Source organism: Marinobacter orientalis (genome assembly GCF_004792665.1).
GTDB classification, from domain to species: domain Bacteria; phylum Pseudomonadota; class Gammaproteobacteria; order Pseudomonadales; family Oleiphilaceae; genus Marinobacter; species Marinobacter orientalis.
The window spans coordinates 1,585,690-1,607,986 of the sequence record NZ_SRZX01000001.1 but is presented as its reverse complement, the minus strand read 5'-3'; the positions used below and the strand labels follow the sequence as shown (position 1 = coordinate 1,607,986).

The window sequence follows — 22,297 nt, the reverse complement described above, 5'->3', positions numbered from 1 at the left end:
CCAGGTTCCCTACTCTCACTCACTGCAAAAGTACCGCTGGGTGCCGCTGCTGGCGATAGCCAGTGCAATGCGCTCGACGCTCTGCAGGTAGGCAGCAACGCGGTAATCAATGTTTTCCCCTTCCGCACGGTCAAAGCAAAGCTCGGCCTGGCCCACCAACTGGTCGGCCAGGCGCTCGTTGATATAGCTTTCGGACCAGTAGTCGCCGGTACGGTTCTGTATCCATTCAAGGTAACTGACGATCACGCCTCCGGCGTTGGCCAGAACATCCGGTAGCACGGTGACTTTCTTTCTGGCCAGGCTCTTGTCGGCGTCTGCCGTTACCGGCCCGTTGGCGATTTCCAGGATGGCGCCGGCACGCACCTGGTCCACGTTGTCGGTGGTGATGGCGTTTTCCAGCGCCGCCAGCACCAGCACATCGACATCCAACGCCAGCAAATCGTCCTGGCTCATGTGGTCGACATCGCTCTCGGCGCACACGGACGATTGGCAATAGACCATGCCCCTGAGCTCGCGGTTTTTGTGTTTGTGCTGCCAGATCGGCTCCGGATCCAGGCCCTGCCTGGCGTGGATTGCCCCCTTGGAATCGGAAAGTGCCACTATGCGGTAGCCGGATTCTTTTGCCAGGCGTGCGAAGTGATAGCCGGCATTGCCGAAGCCCTGCACCGCTATAGTCATGTTTTCGGGCTGCATGCCACGGCGTCTGGCCCAGGCTTCCAGAACCTGGAGGGCGCCGCGCCCGGTTGCCGCCGTGCGGCCTGCCGAGCCACCCATTGCGGGAGGCTTGCCGGTAATGATCGCAGGTACTTTATGGCGTGCAATTTCGGAATACTCGTCCGCCATCCACCCCATGATAGTTTCGTTGGTATTGACGTCCGGGGCGGGAATGTCGCGGTTCGGCCCGATCACATCGTAAAAGGCACGTATGTAGCCCCGGGACAGCCGCTCCAGCTCCAATCGGGAGAGAGATTTCGGATCTACCTTCACACCGCCCTTGGCACCTCCGAATGGCAGGTTGACCACGGCACACTTGAGCATCATCCAGAAGCTGAGGGTGGCGACTTCGTCGGCATCGACATCGGGATGAAAGCGTATGCCACCCTTGCAGGGTCCGCGGCTCTGGTCATATTGGGCACGCCAGCCTGGGAAGACCTGTAAACTGCCATCATCCATACGAACCGGAATTGCGGCCTGGTGAATCCGCCTGGGTTGCTTGAATTGGTGGCGGACGTCGTCGTCCACATCCAGGCGGTCGAAGATATCCTCCATCCGGGACTGCGCGTCGTTTAACAGGCTTTTCTTTTCACTCACACTGATCCTCCGGAATTGATGTCAAATTCGGTGGAATGTATTGGCTAACTGTTCTCCAATAGTATTGTAAGTTTTCCCGTGGCCGCCAGGAAAGAAATGCCACTGGTGAATGCATCAGGGTGTTATCGGTTTCGGAGTCTCCTCGCTGATTTGACGCCAAAACAGCACGGGCCATTGACGAGTGTCAAAAACAGAGTAGCCTGACGGGTTAATATTGAACCAGTAAAACCCACCTCAACCATCGAGATTTGCTATATGTCTTTGGAAAAGCACGATCTGATTCACGAAATGCCCGGATCAAAAGAAACCATTCATCACCTGAAAACCAGCAACAGTCATTTCGCGAAGCTGTTTGACGAGTACCATGATGCAGATCATGCAGTTCACCACTTCGAAGGCGGCGCAGAGAACACCTCCGACGAGCACCTGGAAAATCTCAAGAAGCAGCGCCTCAACCTCAAAGATCAGTTGGCAGGCATGATTCGCCACTATGAGTCTTCAACCGCGGAATAACTGCAACCGATAACTGATCTTCCGGATCTGGTCGGGGCAGGTCAGAAAAACCGTTGAGAATCAGGGTCGGAAAGGCCCTGAAACCCATGGACTACTCAGTCGCTTGCTGCATACGCCACTATTTCCACCAGCATATCCGCCCGCGCAAAACCGGAAACAATGATTGCTGCACGATTGGGATAGGGTTCGGCCACATAGTCGGCGTAGACCTGGTTGACCACTGCCAGATGCTCGCGATCCGTCACGTAGATCAGGGCCTGGGTCAGGCCTGCCATCCCCATGCCGGCGCAGTCCAGGGTGTGCTTCAGGTTGTTCATGGTCTGCCTGATCTGGGGCTCTATGCCACCGGGAACGACCTGGCCACTGGCGTCGATGGGAATCTGGGCGGTAAAAAGAATACCGTTGGCGGTCACTGCCCACTCCAATGGTGCTTTCGAGCGTGGCAGATCTGTCGCGATGGGATTAATCGTGGGTGCAGTCGTCATCCGTTTTTCTCCGGTCAGTCATTATCGCTCTTACCAGCCCCGGCGCCACTGCGGGAGGCCTCGGAGGCTTCCACCAGCAACCGGTCAGCCAGGGTTTTGAGGGTCCTCCAGAGCTGGTCATCCACCTCCAGACCTTCCACCAGGGCCCGGCCCCGCTGTTGTTCCAGGTCTTCCTCGGTCTGCCGCATCAGGTTTGTCAGGGCATAGTCCGAGCGCAGGCTTGGCAGCAGGTCAACATGGTTGGCCATGATCAGGGTAATGCCATCATTCTTTTCGGTATCGTCGGGGATATCCTCCAGGCTATAGACACATATTTCCGGAACCAGGTGGCCCGCCTTGAAGCCAACTACCTGTTCGATCAGGGGTTCGTGGGAGTTACGCCAGAAGGCCGTTACGTTCATACCCCGACGGGCCAGCCGGGACAGATAACCGATCACCAACACCCGGTTGTGGCAGTGGCGGATTTTGGTAATTGACAGCCCACGCGCCCGGGCCCGGGCATAGCCGAGCTCCAGCGCCAGGCTGGCGTTGCCGAGGATGCTGTGATTGTGGGCGTCCAGCACGGTGAAGTCAGCGTCCTGGTACACCAGAGTCGGGGTTCGGGCGGGGTCCTCGGTCAGCAGGTAGTCCAGGCCTTTCTTGAGGGCCGCGACACCGCCAAGTCCGTGGGCTTCCATCCAGGCGACCATTTCTGCAGCATCAATGGCATCACCTTCCTCGAAGCCGATACCGATAAACGCCTTGCGACCCATTCCCTGCAGTTCGTTGAATGAGACTTTCATGATGGTTTCAGGTCCGGTTCGACGGGGAAACTCCAGTCATCCAGCGCCTTCAGCCGTGCCTTGTCGGTGCCATGATCGCTGAACAGCTCACAGAATAACGGTGCACCCTGAAACAGGGTTACCCGGACCCAACGATCCGACTTGGGGTCGAACCGGCTGGCACCGAAAAATGAGAGCTTGGTGCGCAACAGGTGCATGGGTTTCATGTCCCGGTGCCAGAGATTGGCCTGGATCTCGCCATAGGGTGTGGCTCCCATGGTCTGGATGCGCCGGACACATTCTTTCTGTCCGGGGTGGGCCATCAGGAACTCCACCACCGAGCCCCGCGGACTGCGATCCAGAAACGCATCCAGCAGTTGATAGGTGCGATGTATCCGCGGCCCGATAGCCAGCGGAAGTTCCTTTTCAGCTCCGGGCTCTTCCGCGCGCACGCCCAACCGTGGCTCCTCTTTTTCCACCGAACGGTACCAGAACCAGTACTGGTGGTCCGGATTCTTGGGGTCGTAATCCAGTGCCCAGGCAAACTTCGATTCGATCAACTGTTTGAGTGCAGCCGCACGCATTTCCGGCTGCAATTCCAGTATTTCCTCACAGCCCAACTCGTCTTCCACCGCATCAATAAGATCGGGATAGAGTTCAATCAGCAGGGTGTTGATCAGTTCCTGGGCTTCCAGGGAACAGTGGTCGTCGGCCCAGTCCAGGAGGTTGTCCCACAGGCACGGGCCCGCCGTGGTCTGTTCCAGCCAGTGAATGACGGCCTCGATGGATTCTACCGTAGCCGCATTGCGCCGGGTCTGCTCAGCGTCCTCCGTCAGGGTCTCGACAAAATGCTGGTGAGCCCGGCGCAACAGCGTCATCAGCTCAAGACGTGAGGCTTCGGTGGGCAATTGCCCGCGCGCCCAGGCCAGGGCACGTTCACGACAACAGACCCACTGCTGGATCAGCTGCGGATGGTTGATCAGGAAAGGCGCCATACCCAAACCGGTGGAGTTGCCAATACCCAGATAACGTTGCAGCTGCGGGGCCAGGCCGACAGCATGAGCTGGAGAACGGCTCCGGGCAAGGTGCTCCACCTGTTGTATCGAGAAGTGACGCAACAGATAGACAGCGAACATCTGGGCCGAAAATGGCCGGTTGAAATCCGGGTTTTTCTGCAGGCGCGCGTAGTCTGCAATGCCGAACTTGCCATTGCCATACACCGCCGTGGTGCGATAAAGATAACCTACGCGGGTCAGCCATGCCGGATCCGGTTGCTGCCCCGACGCCAGGGCTTCGACAAAGTGATCGAAGTTACGCAGGCTTTTGTTGGCCCGCGACAGCACCAGCAATCTCGGATGCTGCCGGCCGGCCTCCTGCAGGGGTACGTTGGCAGCCATCTGGGCCAGCAGGCTGTCTTCCACTGCCCCTTCGACGAGCGCAAATGTAACGTCCCATGCCTCGGCAATAACGCGGTCGGACCTGTGTTCGGGCTCCAGGTGCTGGGAAAATATCACACCGTGGTAGCTATGATGGGGCGTCTGCAAGCGGTAGATCATTACGCCATGACCGTGCTCATCCAGCTCATCCCGCACAGTTGTTACCGTCCAGTCCTCGCGTGCCATCTGGCGGACCAGGCTGCGGGAGAAGCTCAGACGGCTGGCGTGCAGGCTACCCAGCCGCACCAGGTTCATGACCCTGGCGGCAGGGCGCAGTTTCAGCTGAGGTTGCGTGTCCAACTGGGTAGCCATGTTTTAATTCCTCGAAACAGAGTCAGACGAAACTGACGTTTGACCGGCCAGGGCCACTTCACCCTTGGGCGGCACAATGCCCTGCTCCCTTGCCATTGCATAGGCGGATTTCGGGCCAATGTAAAGTGACGGCAGCAGAATCAGTGAGACGGGTATCGCCGTGATGACAATGAATTGCTGCAGCGCACTGATCTGCCCCGCACCCATGTACAGAAGCACCGCCGCCATCAGAGCCATCGCCACGCCCCAGAAGGCACGAACGATGGGGTCGGGGTCGTCATGTCCGGCGCTGACCACTGCAATGGCGTAGCTCATGGAGTCGCCCGTGGTTGCCACAAAAATAGTAGTGAGGACCAGAATGGCCAGCGCCATCAGCGTGCCGCCGGGCAACGCCTGGGCAATGGTGAGTGTGGCTACGTCAAACTGGAAATTGTTGAGAGCTCCGGTCAGGTCGATAGCGCCCGTTAGCTGGTAAAAAATGCCGGACCCACCCAACAGGGTAAACCATATGGTGGTCGCCACTGGCGCCATGACGCCCACGGCGAGAATCATCTGGCGGATTGTCCTGCCCCGGGAGATGCGGGCAACGAAGATGGCCATCAGAGGCCCGTAACCCAGGAACCAGGCAAAGAAGAACACGGTCCACCATTGCATCCACCAGCCTTCAGCAGTGTTGGCGGTAACCGTTGCCATGGCGAAGAAAGACGTGACGTACTCTCCGAAGCCCTGGGTGTAGGCGTTGGTCAGAAACAGTGTCGGACCGAAGATGAAAATCACCGCCGCAATCGCCAGTGCCAGAAAGACATTGAACCGGCTCAGAATCTGGATACCCCTGTGGATTCCCGTCATTGCCGAGGTCACATAAACACCCGCCAGCACTGCCAGTATCACCAGCTGGGTACCGTAACCCTGGGGGAAACCGAACAACTCATGGAGGCCAAAACTGACCTGCGTGGCCAGGAACCCGATCGGCCCCACAGTGCCGGCAACCACTGCGATCACACAGGCGGCATCCACCAGGCCGCCAAACCAGCCATGCATCACCCGGTTGCCAAACACCGGATAAAGCAGTGTCCGGGGCTGCAGTGGCTGACCTTTCACATAGTGGGCATGGGCCAGCACAATGGCAGACAGTGTCCCGAGAATTGCCCAGGCCAGGAATCCCCAGTGCATGAATGACTGCGCAAGCGCTGGCGCAACCGCTTCCGCCGTTCCGGCCTCGGTACTGAACACAGGCGGCGTCACTACAAAGTGATACACCGGCTCACCAGCTGCAAAGAAAACACCACCGCCGGCCAGGAGCGTACACATGATGATGGACAACCATTTAAACGTGCTCAGCTCCGGGGTGCTGCGGTTACCCACCTTGGCACTGCCCGCCGGGGAGACAGCCACGCCCATGCCAATCAGAAAGGTCAGCAACAGCAGAAGTTGGAAGAAGGAGCCCAGGGTCTCGGCCGTCCAGGCAAAGCCGCTGGAAATCAATCCGGCCGTCCACTCGATGTCATAGAGTGAGAGACCAAGAAAAAGCAGTATGAACCCAATGCTCAGGCCCAATACGATCGGGTCCCCCAAGCGCTTGATACCCGCTTCCTGAGTCGCGGTAGAGCTGGCTGAGATTGTCATGGCGTTTACCTGTTTTTTGTTGTTGGAGCTTTATAGCTGGAACAGAGAAAATTCAGTACACGCTCCCTGCCTGGGGTCGCGTACCCTCGGTTAATTGCCGGAGCCAGTTTCGGCCCATGATCTTCTCGATCTCTTCCTGATTGAACCCTTTCAGGCGCAACCCCTCAGTGATATTGCCGAAATGGCGGTTGTCGCTGAACCAGGACAGCGGCTCCGGCCAGCCGGCGTTCGCCTTGTTGCCCTCGCCATAGTCCATGGCCTTGGTCCACCTGCCGTTGCGCATCCAGGTCAGCACCGATTCCGGCTGTCCCTGGCACAGGTCGGTGCCCATTCCAATATGGTCGATTCCCATCAGTTCTGCGGTATCGGCCACCATGCCGCAGAACTCATCCAGCGTGCAGTCCGGACCATTTTTAAGGTGGAACGGATACACGGAAAACCCCAGAATGCCGCCACTCTGCGCCACTGCCCGCAACACCTCCTCGGACTTGTTGCGTTTGGCGGCATGAAAGCTCGCCGGATTGGCATGGGAAATAATCACCGGCCGCTCCGACAGCTCAATGGCCTCCAGCGTCGAACGCTCCGCGCTGTGAGACATATCAATCAACATGCCGACCCGGTTCATCTCCCGGATCACCTGCCTGCCGAAACGGGTGATGCCGCTGTCTTCCGCTTCGTAACATCCACAGGCCAGCAGGCTCTGATTGTTATACGTAAGCTGCATGATCAACAGCCCGAGCCGCCGCATGATGGCGACCAGATCAATATCATCTTCAATGGGCGAACAGTTCTGGGCACCGAAAAATATGCCCACTCGGTTGCTTGCCCGGGCCAGCTCGATATCGCTGGCCTGGAACACCGGCATGATCAGGTCTTCATGCTCTTCAAAGCGGCGTTGCCATTCTCCGAAACGCAGCAGGGTCTCGCGGCAATTTTCGTGATACACCAGAGTGGCATGCACCGCGTTAACACCGCCTTCCCGCATTTCCTCGAAAATGGATCGTGACCAGTTCGAGTACTGCAGGCCATCAATGGTCAGAACAGACTTTGACATGACGGATTCCTCAGGCCTTGGTGTAACAGGTTTTCACCACGGTGTAGAACTCCCGGGCGTACCGGCCCTGTTCCCGCGGCCCGAAACTGGAATCCTTGCGGCCACCAAAAGGCACGTGATAATCCGTGCCGGCAGTGGCCAGGTTCACCATCACGCAGCCGGTCTCCGCACGAGCCTTGAAGTCCGTCGCCCAATGCAGGGAACGGGTGATCAGGCCGGCAGTCAGGCCGTAGTTGGTATCGTTCAGCGTGCTCAGCGCCGTTTCGTAGTCCGGAACGCGGATCACACAGGCCACAGGACCGAACACTTCGTCGCGGTTGATAGCCATGTCGTTGGTGGTGTCTGTGAACAGAACCGGCTGCATGTAATAGCCATCACCGGCAGCACTCACGTCGTCACCGCCGAATGCCAGCGTGGCACCCTCCTGCAGGGCAACATCTACCCAGCGCCGGTTGGCTGCCAACTGGCTTTCGCTGGCAATGGGGCCGATGACCGTGCCATCCGCAAGCGCCGGGCCAACCTTCGCCGCGGCAAGCTTTGCGGTCAGTCTGGCCACAAAGTCATCGTGTACCGCATCGGTAACAATCAGTCGTGAAGAGGCGGTACACTTCTGCCCGGTACCGGAATAGGCACCGGCGAACGCGGCATCAACGGCCACATCCAGGTCGGCGTCGTCCAGCACGATCAGGGCATTCTTGGAGCCCATTTCCAGTTGGCATTTCACCAGGTTGGCGGCAGTAGCGGCAGCCACACGGCGACCAACCTCCAGCGACCCGGTAAAGCTGACAGCCTGAACCTGGGGACTGGTAATCAGGGCTTCACCTGCTTCGCGGCCGCTGCCGGTCACCAGATTGAAGGTACCGGCGGGCAGAGCCTGACGGCTGATGATTTCCGTGAGCGCCCAGGCGCTTGCCGGCACCAGATTGGCAGGCTTGAACACCACGGCGTTGCCGAACGCCAGGGCCGGGGCGATTTTCCAGACGGCGGTCGCCATGGGGAAATTCCAGGGGCTGATCACGCCGACGACCCCCAGCGGCTCGCGGCGGGTTTCTATCTCGACACCGGGGCGCACTGATGCCACCCGGTCATCAATCTGGCGAAGCACTTCAGCGGCGTAATAATGGAAGAACTGGCCGGAGCGATACACCTCGCCCTTGCCCTCTGCCAGCGGCTTGCCCTCCTCCCGGGAAAGCAGCTCGCCCAGTTCCTCCTTGCGGGCAATCAGCTCATTGCCAATGGCCATCAGCACGCTGTAACGGGCCTCAAGCCCGGTTTCAGCCCAGGCTTTCTGCCCTTGCCGGGCGGCCTCAATGGCCTGTTTCACCTGACTGGCGCTGGCCTGGTCATAATGGCCGATGATATCGGAAAGATCAGACGGGTTCTGGTTGGGCTGGGCAGACTGTTCGCCCTTGACCCACTCTCCACCGATGTAGAGTGCGTGCGACTGTGACATGGGTTCCTCCTCAATGATTACCCATAGCCTAGACGCCTTTTATTTATAAGGATAATCAAAAATATCGTACTTTTGATAAGCTATGCTTATGGTCTATTGGCACTGCTCTGAGGATAAATGACGTATGGGGATCGAGCTCAAGATTCAGCCGCTGCGCTATGTGCTGGCGGTCTGGGAGGAAGGCAGTTTTCACGGCGCTGCCCGCCAGCTGCATCGCAGCCAGCCGGCGCTGTCCATGGCCATACGTGATCTTGAGGAGCGGCTCGGACAGCCGCTTTTCGAAAAGAGTCTCAAGGGACAGTTGACGCCATTTGGTGAGTATTGCCTGCCCAGATTCCGGGAACTGATAAGACAGCACGACCGACTGGCCAGGGACCTTCAGCATGTCGCCCATGGTCAGCAGGGGCGCGTTACACTGGCCACGGTGCCGTCCGTTGCCAGCCGGCTGATGCCGGGATTCCTGGCGGCATTCATTGCCGAGTATCCCGACATCAATATTAACCTCCACGACGAAAACGCCGAGTTCGTCTGCCGTATGGTCGCCAATGGCGAGGTGGATCTGGGGATCAGCAGTGTCTGGGCGCAGGATGAACACCTGAGCTATACCCACCTGTTCGAGGACAACATCGGGGTTGTATTGCATCGTGACCACCGACTGGCAAACCGCGACAGCCTGCAGTGGCACGAACTGGAGAAAGAACGTTTCATCGCCAACGGCACCTCGCGGCTCCTGAAAAATACCGCGGCGGCCAGCCTGGTGGATAATAACGACTTTTACATTTCCAACATGATCTCCCTGCTCGCCATGCTGGAGGCAGGCAGTGGCATTACCACGCTGCCCCGCCTGGCCTTTCCGGTAGATAACCGGAAGCTGTGCTTTGTGCCCCTGAGCGAACCCAAACTGGTCCGCCAGATCGGCATCATCAAACCAGCCAACCGGTCGCTGTCGCCTTCCGCCCAGGCATTGGAGCGAGTGATTCTGAAACGCTTGACAGGAGTCACTGGCTGGCCGGCATGACGGCCGGGAAGGTGCCTGGCTGCAAACTGACTCTGTTATTGCGACAGAAAAGGCGTTCGGGGTGTGAGCACTCGCCCTCTTTGCCAGCAACCACTATACTGTGCAATTCAACCACTATTCAGACACTTGCGCTGGAGTGCACTGTGCGCCCAAAACTATCCCTGCTTACAGAACACCTGTTACGGCCAACCCTGAGGACTCTGCTCGGTGGCCTGACCTTCTCGGCATTTGCCATTACAGCCCAGGCCGACACCTTCAACATTGCCTGGGATAACGACCTGTTTACCGGTACAGACAGGGGATATACGAACGGTTTAAAGCTCTCCTATCTCACAGCCAGCGCCGATGACCAGCAAAAAAAATCGGCCAGCCTTGCACGCGGCGCGAAAGATGCCGTCGGTTTTTTACCCGGCCTGAATTCACAGACCCAGGAGCATGCGCTTGCCTTCAGCTTGCGACAACTGATGGTCACCCCGGCAGATATCACCGCCAGTGAACCCCAATTGGACGATCTCCCCTATGCGGGGTTTCTCTTTGCCAGCACCACCTTGTGGAGTTGGGATGCCAACAGTATTACGGGATATGGTGTCCATCTCGGGGTTGTCGGCCCGGAAAGCGGCGCAGAAGAATCCCAGAAATGGGCGCATGAATTGACTGGAAATGAAACTCCGAATGGCTGGGACCACCAGCTTGGTACTGACGTCCTTGGCGGTGTACAGGCGGCCCATGCCAGAAAAATCATGCACAGTGGTTCGCCGGATGACCTGGAGCAGGAAGTTTCGCTCCTGGGCTCGGCCATGCTGTCCAGCTTCAAAACCAATGGCAGGATTGGCCTGGTCTGGCGTATCGGACAGTATTTGCCGATCAATTTTGTACCCGATTATGCCGGCACCGCCTCCACAATCGGGATGCCGGGTGCCTTGAATGCAAATGGTCGGGGATGGTCTGTATTTCTCGGGATGGGGCTGGAATATGTACCCTATTCCTATCTTGATGAAAACTCCGATCCCTTCCGGTTCGATGAAAGTCTGGTCCAGGGCCAGGTCGGTATTGGCGGAACATGGCAATGGAATCAGTTACAGCTGGCCATGATTCTGCGGGCAACGACCGGTGAAGAAGAAACCAACAAGGATAATTTCAGTTTTGGCACCCTTTCGCTGACATGGGCCCTGTGATGTCCCTGAACAGGGCTGCTCACCGCCGCTGTGGGTTATCCGTTGAGTCCCGGCTTTAGCAGCGAGGCTCAATGGCTGCCTGGCCTCTTGACATAAACGAATAAGGATAGTACAAAAAGTAATATCTATTTAGCCTGCAAGGAGCCCCCATGTCTCCACGTCCTTTCTGGTCACCCTTATCGGCCGGTGTTGCTCTGGGACTGGCCCTCTTTCTTACCTTCGTTCTGACTGGCCATGGTCTGGGTGCCAGTGGTTTCTTCACGCGACTTACGGCGGAGTCCGGCCAGTGGCTGGCGCCGGAGTTGACCGCTGCAAACCGCTACCTGGGAGACTATGTTCGCGGTAACCCCCTTCAGGCCTGGATCACCTGGGAAGTTCTCGGCGCCTTTATTGGAGCGCTTGTCGGGGCGCTGTCCGGTCGCCGCTTCCGCCCCCAGGTTGAGAGGGGGCCGTCGGCAGGGGTTGGTAGCCGGCTGGTGATGGCTCTGGTCGGTGGTATTCTGACCGGCCTAGGGGCGCGCCTGGCACGAGGCTGCACCAGTGGCCTTGGCCTGTCCGGTGGTGCCGCACTGGCGGTGGGGGGATTTGTGTTCCTGATCTGCTTCTTTGCGGCGGGGTTCCTGTTCAGTTTTATGGTAAGGAGGTACTGGCAATGATCTGGCCTCTCTTTGATTCCGGTGTTGCGTCCGGCCTGCTTGCCGGATTCCTGTTCGGCTTTGCGCTCGAGAATGCAGGGTTTGGAAGTCCCCGGAAACTCACCGGACAGTTTCGCCTTGAAGACTGGTCAGTTTTCAAGGTCATGTTTACCGCCGTTATCGTGGCTGCCCTGCTGTTGTGGGTGTCGAAGCAGTTCGGCTTGATGGGGAGTGGCAGCTACTATGTCCCTACCCCGTTTTACGCCGCCATGGGAGTCGGCGGACTGCTGATTGGTGCCGGCTTTGCCATTGGTGGCTACTGCCCCGGCACATCGGTGGCGGGACTTGCCGGCGGGCGGATTGACGCTATCGTTTTCATGGCCGGAATGGTGCTGGGTACGGCGTTGTTTGCCGCCTGGTTCGCCCCCCTTGAGAAACTCTATCTCGCTACACCCGGCCCGCAGGGGCAAACCCTGATGGATCTTACCGGGATACCGGAGTGGCTGATCATTCTGGTGCTGGCGGCAATGGCGTGGGGTGGTTTCAGGCTGGGCAGCAGGCTTGAGCGAAAGCTTGGCGGGCCCTATCAGGCATCTGACCTTTACCCGGAAAGCAACAGACAGAACTGAAGGAGCACAGTCGTGACCTGTTACCGATTCAAACGTGCCACACTGCCTGTGGCCATCACCATCGCGCTGGGGATGGGAGTTTCTGCGTGTTCCGATTCCCAGAATCCGACCGCAACCCAGGATCAGACGACCAGCCAGAGTTCGTCCGCCAATCCCTGTGCTGCCGCTAATCCGTGCGCAGCAGCAAGCCAGAGTGCAACCGCAAATCCCTGCGCGGCGGCCAATCCGTGCGCAGCAGCCAAACCGTCGGCAAATCCATGCGCAGCAGGTGCTGCGACGGGTACTGGAAATGCAGGGGCCCAGCCAATGCCGGCAGCGGTTCCGCGCTCCGCTGAACAGAATCCTGACCGGCGCCTCCCTTACGCTATTGAAAATGACTGGGCCACCGTCCCCTTCGGCAGCGAAATGCCCCAGGTGGTGAAAAACTACAACCGTCCGTCACCATTTATTGCCGCTGGTGGCCACCTCAAGGAAGGCGCCATGGCGGAGCTGAAGGCCCAGGGATTCAATACCGTGGTCAGTCTGCTCACCGAGGAAGAAGGCGTCTCTGAGGAAGAGGCCGAGGCACATGCCGCAGGTCTGAATTTCCACGCGCTTGGAGTCTCGACGACAGCACCGACCCGGGATCAGGTCAGAGCATTCTCCAAAATCGCGTCATCACCGGCCAACTATCCCATTCTGGTGCACTGCGCCAGCAGCAACCGTGTTGGTGCCATGTGGGCTCTTTACCGTTTCCATATGGGCGTTCCGGCGGAGATTGCTATTGAAGAAGGACGGGCTGCCGGTCTGAAGACCAGCCGTGAAGGCGCCGTGCGGGAGTTAATGGGACTTTGATGGAGTGTCGGCCCGACCTCAGTGCACTGACAAGCGAAGAACTTGAAGACCTTCTGGACTCGGCTAACCGGATCCAGGAGTGTTGCCGGGTGCTCGGGAAGGGCGGACTGAACCTGGTGGGTGAAGTGCTGAAGGGCCAGGGCACCTTCTATGAAATGGAGCATTATCCCAAAGGTGATGTCTTCGACCCGGATAGCCGGAGCCAGTATTACTATCACGCCCATCGCCCTGACACGCCCGAGCACGGACATTTTCACACTTTTCTGACGGTAAGGAACGGGGAGCATGAGGAAGACCAGCTTATGCACCTGGTTGCCATTTCCATGAATGCCTGGGGCCACCCTACCGGCCTGTTTACCACCAATCGCTGGGTCACCGACGAAACCTGGCATTCCGCGGAACAGGTAATCCCGCGCTTGGGTGAATTCGAGATTGACCATGCCTCCCCGAGCTGGCCGCTGAATATCTGGATAACCCATTTTGTAAGACTGCACCGTTTTCACATTGCGGCCCTGCTTGTTGAGCGGGACCGGGTGCTGCGATCGGCAAGGTCACCACTGGACCGGCTACTTGAGAACCGGGATCTGGAGGTGCTCAGTGAGTGCAGGGTTGATGTCGCGGCCTGGAAACAGCAGGTGGCACGCGTTCTTCTCGACAGGTCATAGCCCCGCGCCGCTAACCTGCCCGGTCACGCGATAACGCCACGATTCCTGAGATCCTTGATCTCCCCGGCCGACAGACCCGCCACGCGTTGGAGGACCTGTTGCGACTGCTCCCCCAGCAGCGGCGGTGCCGTACGATAAGTGACCGGGGTCAGTTTCAGCCTGATCGGATTACCGACCGTTGGCACCTCTCCCAGGTCGGGGTGGGCGACAGACTGTTTCATGCCCCGCGCCAGGACCTGGGGATCATCAAATACCTGATCCAGTGTATTCGCCGGCCCACAGGGCACGCCGGCATCCTCCAGAATGGCTACCCAATCCCGGGTAGACCGCATCACCGTAGCCTGTCGCAGCTTGGGGATCAGTTCACTGCGGTTGGCGACCCGGGCACGGTTTGTCGCAAAGCGCTCGTCACTCGCCCATTCCGCATGCCCGAGCACGCCACACAGCCGGGCAAACTGCTGATCATTGCCGACCGTCAGCACCATATTGCCGTCCGCCGTAGGGAAATCCTGGTAAGGCACGATGTTGGGATGGGCGTTGCCCATCCTCGCCGGTGCCTTGCCGGTGGTCAGGTAATTCATGGCCTGGTTGGCCAGGCACGCCACCTGGACATCCAGCAACGCGGCTTCCACGTACTGGCCCTCCCCGGTCCGGTCCCGGTGGCTGAGCGCGGCGAGCACACCAATGGTGGCATATAACCCGGTGAGGATGTCTGTAAGGGCCACCCCGGCCTTCATCGGCCCGGCGCCCGGTTCGCCATCTGGCTGCCCGGTAATGCTCATCAGCCCACCCATGGCCTGGATCAGGAAATCATAGCCCGAGCGGTTTGCGTAGGGACCATCCTGGCCGAAGCCGGTGATCGAGCAGTAGATGAGCTTCGGATTGATGTGTTTGAGGCTGTCGTAATCCAGGCCATAGCGCTTGAGGCCGCCAACCTTGAAGTTTTCCAGTACCACGTCCGATTCGGCCACGAGTTTGCGGATCAGTTCTTGCCCCGCGGGATGGGCGATATCGATCGCCAGGGACTGCTTGTTCCGGTTGGCCGCCAGGAAGTAGGCGGATAGCTCGGCGCTACCGTCAGCTCCCTGCAGGTAGGGCGGGCCCCAGGAGCGGGTGTCGTCACCGGTTCGCGGACGCTCGATCTTGATAACCTCCGCGCCCAGATCACCGAGAATCTGACAGGCCCAGGGGCCGGCGAGGACTCTCGACAGATCGAGGACACGCAGATGAGAGAGGGAGCCTGACATCCGATTCTCCTTGTGTGTGATCACCATCGCCTGCCCCGGTATCAAAACCCTCAGAGCAGATAGCTTTCAATCACGTCCCTGACGAACGCAGCGTAGTCGTCAACAGCAACATTCTGGTCACGGTATTTCCTGCGCTTCAGGTACCAGTCCTGCAACAGGGCCTTGATCATCGAGGCAACAAGACGGGCATTTCTTGCGCGGTAAACCCCGGCCTCGATACCATCTTCGATCAACCCCAGAAAGATTTCTTCGATTTCCAGCTCAATGGCTACCGCATCCCGCTTTTCCTCAACCGGCAGGCTCTTTGCTTCCATGTAGGAAAAGTAGAACCAGGCACGCATCAGCTCACTCAGGTACAAGTGCGCCTTGATCGCTGCGAACAGACGGTCACGCACATCCCGGACCTCTGTGGTGTAATGCAGCAAGGTCCGCCGCGTGATAATGAACCCGTGGCTCTGGATCAGGTGAATCAGGTCATCCTTGTTGCGGATATAGGCATACAGCCCCCCCATACTCATGCCGGAATCCGCGCACAGGTCCCTGAGCGTCATGGCATGGAAACCTTTGGAATTGGCCAGCCGCAGGGTCGACTCAATGATCCGGGTCAGGTTTTTTACCGCCGTCGCCTCCTTCTTGATACTGATCCGTTCTTTGTTCTGGCGGTAAACATCACGGATCACATCCTCCTTGGACATGCTGAGCTCACCACGAAATGCTTCATAATTCTCGATCATAACTGCCACGACTGCCTGCTCCTGCGGCGGGGATTATACACCGGATTATGCCACCGCCGGACTATGCGACCGAGAGAAACCGGTCCTGGGTGGCCTGATCAGTCCGCAACTCATCACTGCTTGCCTCGTGGACCACCTGGCCCTTCTCGAGGATATACGCCCTCTGGGCATGCTTGAGCGCAAACCGCACGCTCTGGTCGGTGAACAGGATGGTTGTGGTCTGGCTCAGGTCATCAATCAGCTCGCCAATCTGCTGCACGATCACCGGGGCCAGCCCTTCATTGGGCTCGTCCAGTAACAGCAGCCGCGGCTGAATCATCAGTGAGCGTGCCACTGCCAGCATCTGCTGCTGGCCACCGGAGAGAGTGGCACCGTCCTGGCCCGCCCGTTCGCCCAGCATCTCGTATTTCTTGAGGATGCCATCCACCGTCCAGCGGGCGGTACTGCCCTTGCGTTGGTAGGCGGCCACATCCAGATTATCCCGCACGGTCAGCCCGGGAAAGATCCGGCGGTCTTCCGGTACATAACCGATGCCTGCACGGGCAATCCGGTGCGCCGGCCAGCCCTGCACCGGCTTGCCGTCATAAATGACCTCTCCGGACCTCGGAGGCGTCAGGCCCATTATACTTTTCAGAGTGGTGCTCTTTCCCGCGCCGTTACGACCGAGGATGCAAACCGTTTCACCGGCTTCGAGCTGAAGGGTAACACCGTGTAGCGCCTGGCTCTCGCCATAGAACGTCTGGATATTGCGAACATCAAGAATCATGGGTTGGCCTCCTCGACCGCCTCGTCGTCTTCCTCACCCAGGTACGCGACACGAACTTCCGGATGGTTCTTCACCTCCTCGGGGGTACCGGCAAACAGCTTTTCGCCACGGTGCATGACCAGAATCCGGTCCGCCAGGTTGAAGACCACATCCATATCATGCTCGGTAATCATGAACGTGTAGTCACCGCTGTCCGCAAGCTTCTTGATCAGCCGGGTGGTACGCCGGGTTTCGTCCGGGGTCATTCCGGCGGTGGGTTCGTCCAGAAGTACCAGCTTGGGTTGTGTTGCCAGCACCATGGCAATTTCCAGCAATCGCTTGTCACCGTAACTGATGACCTCGGCACGCTGCTCTTTCAGGCTGTCGATGCCCAGGCGCTCCAGGAACTCGACCGCCTCCTGCTGGATCCCGGTGTTACGGGAGGCAATGTTGAACAGCTTGCGACTATGGCCGTGGTAGGCCGACAGCACCACTTCCACGTTCTCCTGTACCGTCATCTCCGGGAAGATGTTATTGAGCTGGAACGAGCGGGACACTCCCAACCGGCTGATCTTGTGGGGCGGCAGGCCGGTGATATCCTTGCCGTCCAGCATGATCTTGCCCTCGGTGGGCAGCATCCGGCCGGAAACCATGTTGTAGAAGGTTGTCTTGCCGGCACCGTTGGGACCGATAATAGCGATGGTTTCCCTGGGCATGACTTCCAGGTTGATATCGGACACCGCGGTGACTCCGCCAAAACGCTTGGTAAGGCTGGTTATGGTAAGGACCGGGTTACTCATTTCTTCACCTCCATCCACCAGTCAATCGCGGTACCCAGCAGACCCTTGCGGAAGAAGATCACCATCATCGCCAGGATGATGCCCAGAACCAGCATCCAGGACTCGGTATATGTGGTGATCCAGGTTTCCAGCAATACGAATGCCGCGGAACCGATGAATGGCCCGAGGAAATAGCCGGTACCACCGAGGATGGCCATCAGGATCGGTTCGGCAGACATCGACCAGTGCAGGAGCTCCGGGCTCGCCACCCGCAGGAACGGGGCCATCAGACCACCGGCCAGGCCCGCGAAGGTGCCGGCAATAATGAAGGCCACAAGACGGTAGGTCCGTACATTCAGCCCGGCGAAGGATACCCGCTCGGGATTCTGGCGGATGGCCTTGAGAATCATGCCGAAGGAGCTGCGGCAGATCAAGTAAAGCACTATCGAGGCAATGACCACGATACCCAGCACCACATGATAATAGACCAACGGATTGCCCAGGGTCAGATCAAGACCGAGCCCGAAGGAGCCCAGGGTAAACCCGGCAAGACCGTCACTGCCATTGGTCAACGAGCGCCACTGGTAGGCGATGGCAAAAACCATCATGCCAAAAGCCAGGGTGAGCATGGCAAAGTACACCTCATTGAGGCGGACGCTCAGGAAACCGATCACCAGCGCCAGCAGTGCCGACGCCCCCATGGAGACCAGCAGGCAGGCCAGGAACGACCACTGCAGGTGGATCAGCACCAGGGCGGTGGCGTAGGAACCGATACCGAAGAAAGCCGCATGCCCGAAGCTCAGCATCCCGGTATAGCCGAAAATCAGGTTGAAGCTGGCCGCGAACAGACCGAGAACCAGGATTTCAGTAAAGATAAAGACATAGAAGTAAGAAGCGATCCAGGGCACCGCAATCAGCCCGGCAATCACCACAGCCAGAATGGCCATCAGAACCTTGTTCTTCATGCGGTTGCCCCCTTGCCCATAATGCCGTGTGGTTTGAACAACAGAACCAGCGCCATGCCCACGAACGGCAACAGCAGGTTCACTTCCGGCAGGTAACGGCCGCCGAAGCCATGAATCAGGCCCAGGATGATGGCACCGAGCAAGGCACCCGGAAAGCTGCCCAACCCCCCGATTACCACCACGATGAACGACTCGATAATGATCTTGTCACCCATACCGGGATCCAGTGCACGCATCGGCGCTGCCATTACGCCGCCGACAGCAGCCAGCCATGCGCCAAAAGCGAAAACACCGGTCACCACCAGGCGGGTGTTGATGCACAGCGCCTCGGCCATGTCCCGGTCCAGTGCCGCGGCTCGCATTATGCGGCCGATGCGGGTGCGATTGAACAGGTACCAGAGCCCCGCCAGCAGTAGCAGGCCGATAGCAATCACAAACAGGCTGTAAGTGGCAACGGAACTGCCCAGCAGGCGCACCGAACCTGAAAGCAGATCCGGCGGCTGGACCACGTGGATGCCACTGCCCCAGATCATCCGCACACTCTCGTTGATGATCAGCAGGATGGCGAAAGTCAGTAGCAGGCTGTCTGCCACGTCGCGGGAATAGATAAAGCGCAACAGGACCCGGTCGATGATCACTGCCAGGATAGCGACGCCAATCGGCGCCAGCAGCAGGGCCGCCCAGAAGGGCATCCCCGCTATGTTGATCAGGGTGAAGGCCAGATAGGCCCCCAGCATGTAAAGTGCCCCGTGGGCAAAGTTGATGATGTTCAGCACACCGAACACGATATTCAGACCCACTGCGATGATGAACAGCAGCAGTCCGATATCGAGACTATTCAGCAACGCCGCTCCGATGCCAGACATGGATTACCTCATTACGTTAGGGCCGGATTCGTGGCGCCCCGGAGGGCGCCACGGCAAGCACAAGAACAGTCAGATCAGAGCTTGCAACCGGTCTCGTCGATGGTGCGGGCTACTTTTTCGCCGTCAAAGATCTGCAGGCTGGTCAGCGTGCGGATGCCGTGCTCCGCATGCATGGGGCCGGAAATACCCCAGTTCGGGCTGACCATGGCCTGGTTATCGCCTTTGCGGAACGTTACCGTTCCGTTCGGGGCTTCCATGCTCATGCCGCTGAGTGCCTTGGCAACAGCAGGGCCGTCGGTGTTACCGGCCGCTTCCATCGCCTGCTTGTAAGCGTAGATGGCTGCATACGCGCCCTCGGCGTTATAGCTTGGCGGATTGCCGTAGGCATCAATGTAAGACTTCACAAAGCGGTCATTGATGTCATTGTCGTAGGCCTCGTACCAGTACCGGGTGGACAGGTGCACACCTTCCGGCATTTCATCACCCAGGGCAGTCAGTACTTCGGTAGCAGCACCAACGGTAAACATCAGCTCCAGGTCCTGCTCGAAAAAGCCCCGGTTGTTGGCCTGGCGGATAAAGTTGACAAGGTCACCACCCCATACGGAGATCAGAACGCCCTCGGCATCAGAGTCCATGACCCGGTCAATGAACGGAGTGAAATCCTCGGCACCGAAGCGCGGGAAGTTGGTCTCCGACATCAGGTTTACATCGGGATTGATCTCTTTGAGGTAGTTACCGAAGAACTCCCAGGACTGATGGCCAAAGGCATAGTCCGGGCCGATGGTGGTCCAGTTGGTGGCATCGGTTTCCGCGGCCACCATGGCAGCGGCCTTCATGTTCTGGGCCACGTTCACACTGATGCGATAGGTAAACGGATTACAGAGCTTGCCGGTGACATCCGGCGTGGCAGCATGGGTGATAATCAACGGCTTCTGCAGCTCCGGCATGGTTGGAACCATACCCTGGGCGACGCCCGAGCTGTCCAGCCCTACCAGGGCATCGGCCCCTTCGGAATAGACCAGTTTCCGGGCTGCCTGGATAGCAACCGAGGCCTTACCCTGAGTGTCTTCATAGATCATTTCAATCTGGCGGCCCAGAATGCCGCCAGAGTCGTTGATTTCATCCACCGCAAGGTCGATGCCTTTCTGGGCAAACTCACCGTAGGTGGCAGCACTGCCGGAGAGAATGTAGAGGCCCCCGATCCGGATCGGATCCTCGGCATAACCGGTACTGGCGGTACCCAGCGCCGCGGTTGCGGTCATCGCAACCAGGAAGTTCTTGATGTGCGTTTTTTTCATGATAATGCTCCTGTTTTCTTGTCTTTGTTGTCACTGGAACTTGCGGCCCGCTGAATCAGAGCCTGTGTCGTTTTTCTGAATGCGTTATTGGCGTTATCGCGACCTCCTGCTGACCATGGTCAGCCCAATCATCGGGACAGTCATCGTGATAGAGAGTCCCGCAGAATGTTTTTGCGTATCTTGCCAGTGGCGGTTTTGGGCAGCTCGCCGAACACCACCTTTTTCGGCACCTTGAAGTGCGCCATGTGATCCCGACAAAAAGTGATAATCTCTTCGGCGGTGAGTTCATCGGCATCGTCGACCGGATTGACAAAGGCGCAGGGCACTTCACCCCACTTTTCATGCTCCATTGCCACCACCGCAGCTTCAGAGACTTTCGGGTGCCGGTATAGAACCTCTTCCACCTCCAGGCTGGAGATGTTCTCGCCACCGGATATGATCACGTCCTTGGCCCGGTCCCTGATTTCGACATAGTGGTCCGGATGCATGACCGCCAGGTCACCGGTATGGAACCAACCATCCCGGAATGCATTGCCCGTGGCGTCCGTATTTTTCAGATAGCCCTTCATCACAGTATTGCCGCGGATACAGATTTCGCCCAGGGTGTTGCCGTCTGCAGGTACCCGGGCGCCGCTGACCGTATCCATTACCACAACCTCATCCAGGCCGTGAGTGGGGACACCCTGACGGGACATTTTCACCGCCCGTTCTTCCAGCGGTAGCTGCTGCCATTCCGGCTGGGGCACACATAATGTCGATGGTCCGAATGTCTCCGTCAGGCCATACAGGTGGGTAATCTCGAAGCCTATTTCCTCTGCCTTGCGGATCACGCTGCTGGGGGGCGCCGCACCGCCCAGTGCGAAGTGCGCCCGCCGGGAAAGCGTCAGGCCCTCGCGCCCCAGCTCCTGCAGCAGCATGTTCATTACAATCGGCGCACCGCACATGTGGGTCACGCCGTAATCCTCGATCCGGCTGTATATTTCCAGGGCGTCAACCTCCCGCAGGCAGACATGGGTGCCTCCCACGGCGGTAATCGCCCATGTGTAGGCCCAGCCGTTGCAATGGAACATCGGCAGTGTCCACAGGTAGACCGTGTCGGCGGTCATGTTGAAGACCATGGCGTTGGTCATGGCCGCCAGGTAGGCACCGCGATGGTGGTAGACCACGCCTTTCGGGTTGCCAGTGGTACCGGAGGTGTAATTCAGTGAAATGGCGGCCCATTCGTCGGCGGGGCGTTGCCAGGAAGCCTCTGCATCCCCTTCGGTCAGCAGACTCTCGTAGCCGTTGTCCGCCAGGCCTTCGCTCGCCCCCGCCTTGCGCTCGATGGCGACCAGCAGCGGAGGCATCTCCAGTTCAGCCATGGCAGCTCTGACCGTGTTCTCCCACTGGGTATCATAGAACAGCACCCGGGCTTCACCATGGGCCAGAATGAAGGACAGTGATGCGGCATCAAGGCGGATATTGATCGAGTTGAGTACCGCTCCGGCCATGGGCACGGAATAATGGGATTCCAGCATCTCATGGCTGTTCGGACAGAGGATGGCCACCGTGTCCCCGGCGTTGACACCCCTGCGCATAAGCGCATCACCCATCTGGCAACAACGCTGATAGAGCTCCCGGTAGGACAGTGTCCGGTCATCGTCGATGACCGCGCTTTTGTCCGGGAAAACCTGCGCAGAACGCTGGAGCAGGTTCAACGGTGTCAGCGCAGAGTGGTTGGCGGCTGTCTTGTTAAGGCTGTTGTACTTATTCATGG

Annotated in this window: 22 protein-coding genes; 7 read left to right on the top strand and 15 right to left on the bottom strand. The window is 58.5% G+C overall.

The window, feature by feature from the left end:
- Window positions 1–15: 15 nt before the first annotated feature.
- Window positions 16–1,311 carry a Glu/Leu/Phe/Val family dehydrogenase gene (locus tag DIT72_RS07420; RefSeq protein ID WP_228260749.1) on the bottom strand — a complete coding sequence of 432 codons (1,296 nt, stop codon included), beginning with the start codon at window positions 1,309–1,311 and terminating at the stop codon, window positions 16–18.
- A 255-nt stretch (window positions 1,312–1,566) separates the two neighbouring features.
- Between DIT72_RS07420 and DIT72_RS07415 the strand changes: the two genes are divergently transcribed.
- Window positions 1,567–1,824, top strand: coding sequence for a YdcH family protein (locus DIT72_RS07415; RefSeq protein WP_135954517.1), 258 nt, complete (start codon window positions 1,567–1,569; stop codon window positions 1,822–1,824).
- Window positions 1,825–1,919: 95 nt separating this feature from the next.
- Here the strand turns inward: DIT72_RS07415 and DIT72_RS07410 are convergent, their stop codons facing one another.
- The 6 genes from DIT72_RS07410 to DIT72_RS07385 are packed head-to-tail and all read right to left on the bottom strand — an operon-like array spanning window position 1,920 to window position 8,951.
- Window positions 1,920–2,309, bottom strand: coding sequence for a RidA family protein (locus DIT72_RS07410; protein WP_135954516.1), 390 nt, complete (start codon window positions 2,307–2,309; stop codon window positions 1,920–1,922).
- 14 nt (window positions 2,310–2,323) lie between these two features.
- A complete protein-coding gene (locus DIT72_RS07405) occupies window positions 2,324–3,091 on the bottom strand; it encodes a DUF3726 domain-containing protein (RefSeq protein ID WP_135954515.1) in 768 nt (255 codons plus the stop codon).
- Complete coding sequence (locus DIT72_RS07400) at window positions 3,088–4,818, bottom strand: protein kinase family protein (protein WP_135954514.1); 1,731 nt, start codon at window positions 4,816–4,818, stop codon at window positions 3,088–3,090. The genes DIT72_RS07405 and DIT72_RS07400 overlap by 4 nt, the downstream gene beginning before the upstream one ends.
- Window positions 4,819–4,821: 3 nt before the next feature.
- Window positions 4,822–6,444, bottom strand: coding sequence for a BCCT family transporter (locus DIT72_RS07395; RefSeq protein ID WP_135954513.1), 1,623 nt, complete (start codon window positions 6,442–6,444; stop codon window positions 4,822–4,824).
- A 52-nt stretch (window positions 6,445–6,496) separates the two neighbouring features.
- Entirely contained in the window at window positions 6,497–7,498 is a 1,002-nt protein-coding gene (locus DIT72_RS07390) for a membrane dipeptidase (RefSeq protein WP_135954512.1), read from the bottom strand.
- A 10-nt stretch (window positions 7,499–7,508) separates the two neighbouring features.
- Window positions 7,509–8,951 carry an aldehyde dehydrogenase family protein gene (locus tag DIT72_RS07385; protein WP_135954511.1) on the bottom strand — a complete coding sequence of 481 codons (1,443 nt, stop codon included), beginning with the start codon at window positions 8,949–8,951 and terminating at the stop codon, window positions 7,509–7,511.
- 124 nt (window positions 8,952–9,075) lie between these two features.
- On the opposite strand from DIT72_RS07385, the gene DIT72_RS07380 reads away from it, so the two are divergent.
- The 6 genes from DIT72_RS07380 to DIT72_RS07355 all read left to right on the top strand — a co-directional run bounded on the left by DIT72_RS07380 (window position 9,076) and on the right by DIT72_RS07355 (window position 13,907).
- On the top strand, window positions 9,076–9,969 hold the full coding sequence (locus DIT72_RS07380; protein ID WP_135954510.1) for a LysR family transcriptional regulator: 894 nt from the start codon (window positions 9,076–9,078) through the stop codon (window positions 9,967–9,969).
- 143 nt (window positions 9,970–10,112) lie between these two features.
- Window positions 10,113–11,144, top strand: coding sequence for a lipid A deacylase LpxR family protein (locus DIT72_RS07375; RefSeq protein ID WP_228260748.1), 1,032 nt, complete (start codon window positions 10,113–10,115; stop codon window positions 11,142–11,144).
- A gap of 149 nt (window positions 11,145–11,293) precedes the next feature.
- Window positions 11,294–11,800, top strand: a complete 507-nt coding sequence (locus DIT72_RS07370) for a YeeE/YedE thiosulfate transporter family protein (protein ID WP_135954508.1) — start codon at window positions 11,294–11,296, stop codon at window positions 11,798–11,800.
- Window positions 11,797–12,408 (top strand): DUF6691 family protein, encoded by a 612-nt coding sequence (locus DIT72_RS07365; RefSeq protein ID WP_135954507.1) that lies wholly within the window; start codon window positions 11,797–11,799, stop codon window positions 12,406–12,408. Before DIT72_RS07370 ends, DIT72_RS07365 begins: the two co-directional genes overlap by 4 nt.
- A 306-nt stretch (window positions 12,409–12,714) precedes the next feature.
- Window positions 12,715–13,242 carry a fused DSP-PTPase phosphatase/NAD kinase-like protein gene (locus DIT72_RS07360; protein ID WP_135954506.1) on the top strand — a complete coding sequence of 176 codons (528 nt, stop codon included), beginning with the start codon at window positions 12,715–12,717 and terminating at the stop codon, window positions 13,240–13,242.
- The gene (locus DIT72_RS07355; RefSeq protein ID WP_135954505.1) at window positions 13,242–13,907 is read left to right on the top strand and encodes a DUF6969 family protein; all 666 of its coding nucleotides are present in this window, start codon (window positions 13,242–13,244) and stop codon (window positions 13,905–13,907) included. The genes DIT72_RS07360 and DIT72_RS07355 overlap by 1 nt, the downstream gene beginning before the upstream one ends.
- A 23-nt stretch (window positions 13,908–13,930) precedes the next feature.
- On the opposite strand, the gene DIT72_RS07350 is transcribed toward DIT72_RS07355, so the two are convergent.
- From DIT72_RS07350 to DIT72_RS07315, 8 genes are all read right to left on the bottom strand, one after another.
- On the bottom strand, window positions 13,931–15,154 hold the full coding sequence (locus tag DIT72_RS07350; protein ID WP_135954504.1) for a CaiB/BaiF CoA transferase family protein: 1,224 nt from the start codon (window positions 15,152–15,154) through the stop codon (window positions 13,931–13,933).
- 50 nt (window positions 15,155–15,204) lie between these two features.
- Window positions 15,205–15,888 (bottom strand): TetR/AcrR family transcriptional regulator, encoded by a 684-nt coding sequence (locus tag DIT72_RS07345; protein WP_135954764.1) that lies wholly within the window; start codon window positions 15,886–15,888, stop codon window positions 15,205–15,207.
- 61 nt (window positions 15,889–15,949) lie between these two features.
- Window positions 15,950–16,654 (bottom strand): ABC transporter ATP-binding protein, encoded by a 705-nt coding sequence (locus DIT72_RS07340; protein WP_135954503.1) that lies wholly within the window; start codon window positions 16,652–16,654, stop codon window positions 15,950–15,952.
- Window positions 16,651–17,433 (bottom strand): ABC transporter ATP-binding protein, encoded by a 783-nt coding sequence (locus tag DIT72_RS07335; protein WP_135954502.1) that lies wholly within the window; start codon window positions 17,431–17,433, stop codon window positions 16,651–16,653. The genes DIT72_RS07340 and DIT72_RS07335 overlap by 4 nt, the downstream gene beginning before the upstream one ends.
- A complete protein-coding gene (locus tag DIT72_RS07330) occupies window positions 17,430–18,377 on the bottom strand; it encodes a branched-chain amino acid ABC transporter permease (protein WP_135954501.1) in 948 nt (315 codons plus the stop codon). Before DIT72_RS07330 ends, DIT72_RS07335 begins: the two co-directional genes overlap by 4 nt.
- Complete coding sequence (locus DIT72_RS07325) at window positions 18,374–19,243, bottom strand: branched-chain amino acid ABC transporter permease (RefSeq protein WP_135954500.1); 870 nt, start codon at window positions 19,241–19,243, stop codon at window positions 18,374–18,376. The genes DIT72_RS07330 and DIT72_RS07325 overlap by 4 nt, the downstream gene beginning before the upstream one ends.
- A gap of 74 nt (window positions 19,244–19,317) precedes the next feature.
- Entirely contained in the window at window positions 19,318–20,541 is a 1,224-nt protein-coding gene (locus DIT72_RS07320) for an ABC transporter substrate-binding protein (RefSeq protein ID WP_135954499.1), read from the bottom strand.
- Between the two features lie 140 nt (window positions 20,542–20,681).
- Window positions 20,682–22,295, bottom strand: coding sequence for an AMP-binding protein (locus DIT72_RS07315; protein WP_135954498.1), 1,614 nt, complete (start codon window positions 22,293–22,295; stop codon window positions 20,682–20,684).
- Between the last annotated feature and the right edge of the window lie 2 nt (window positions 22,296–22,297).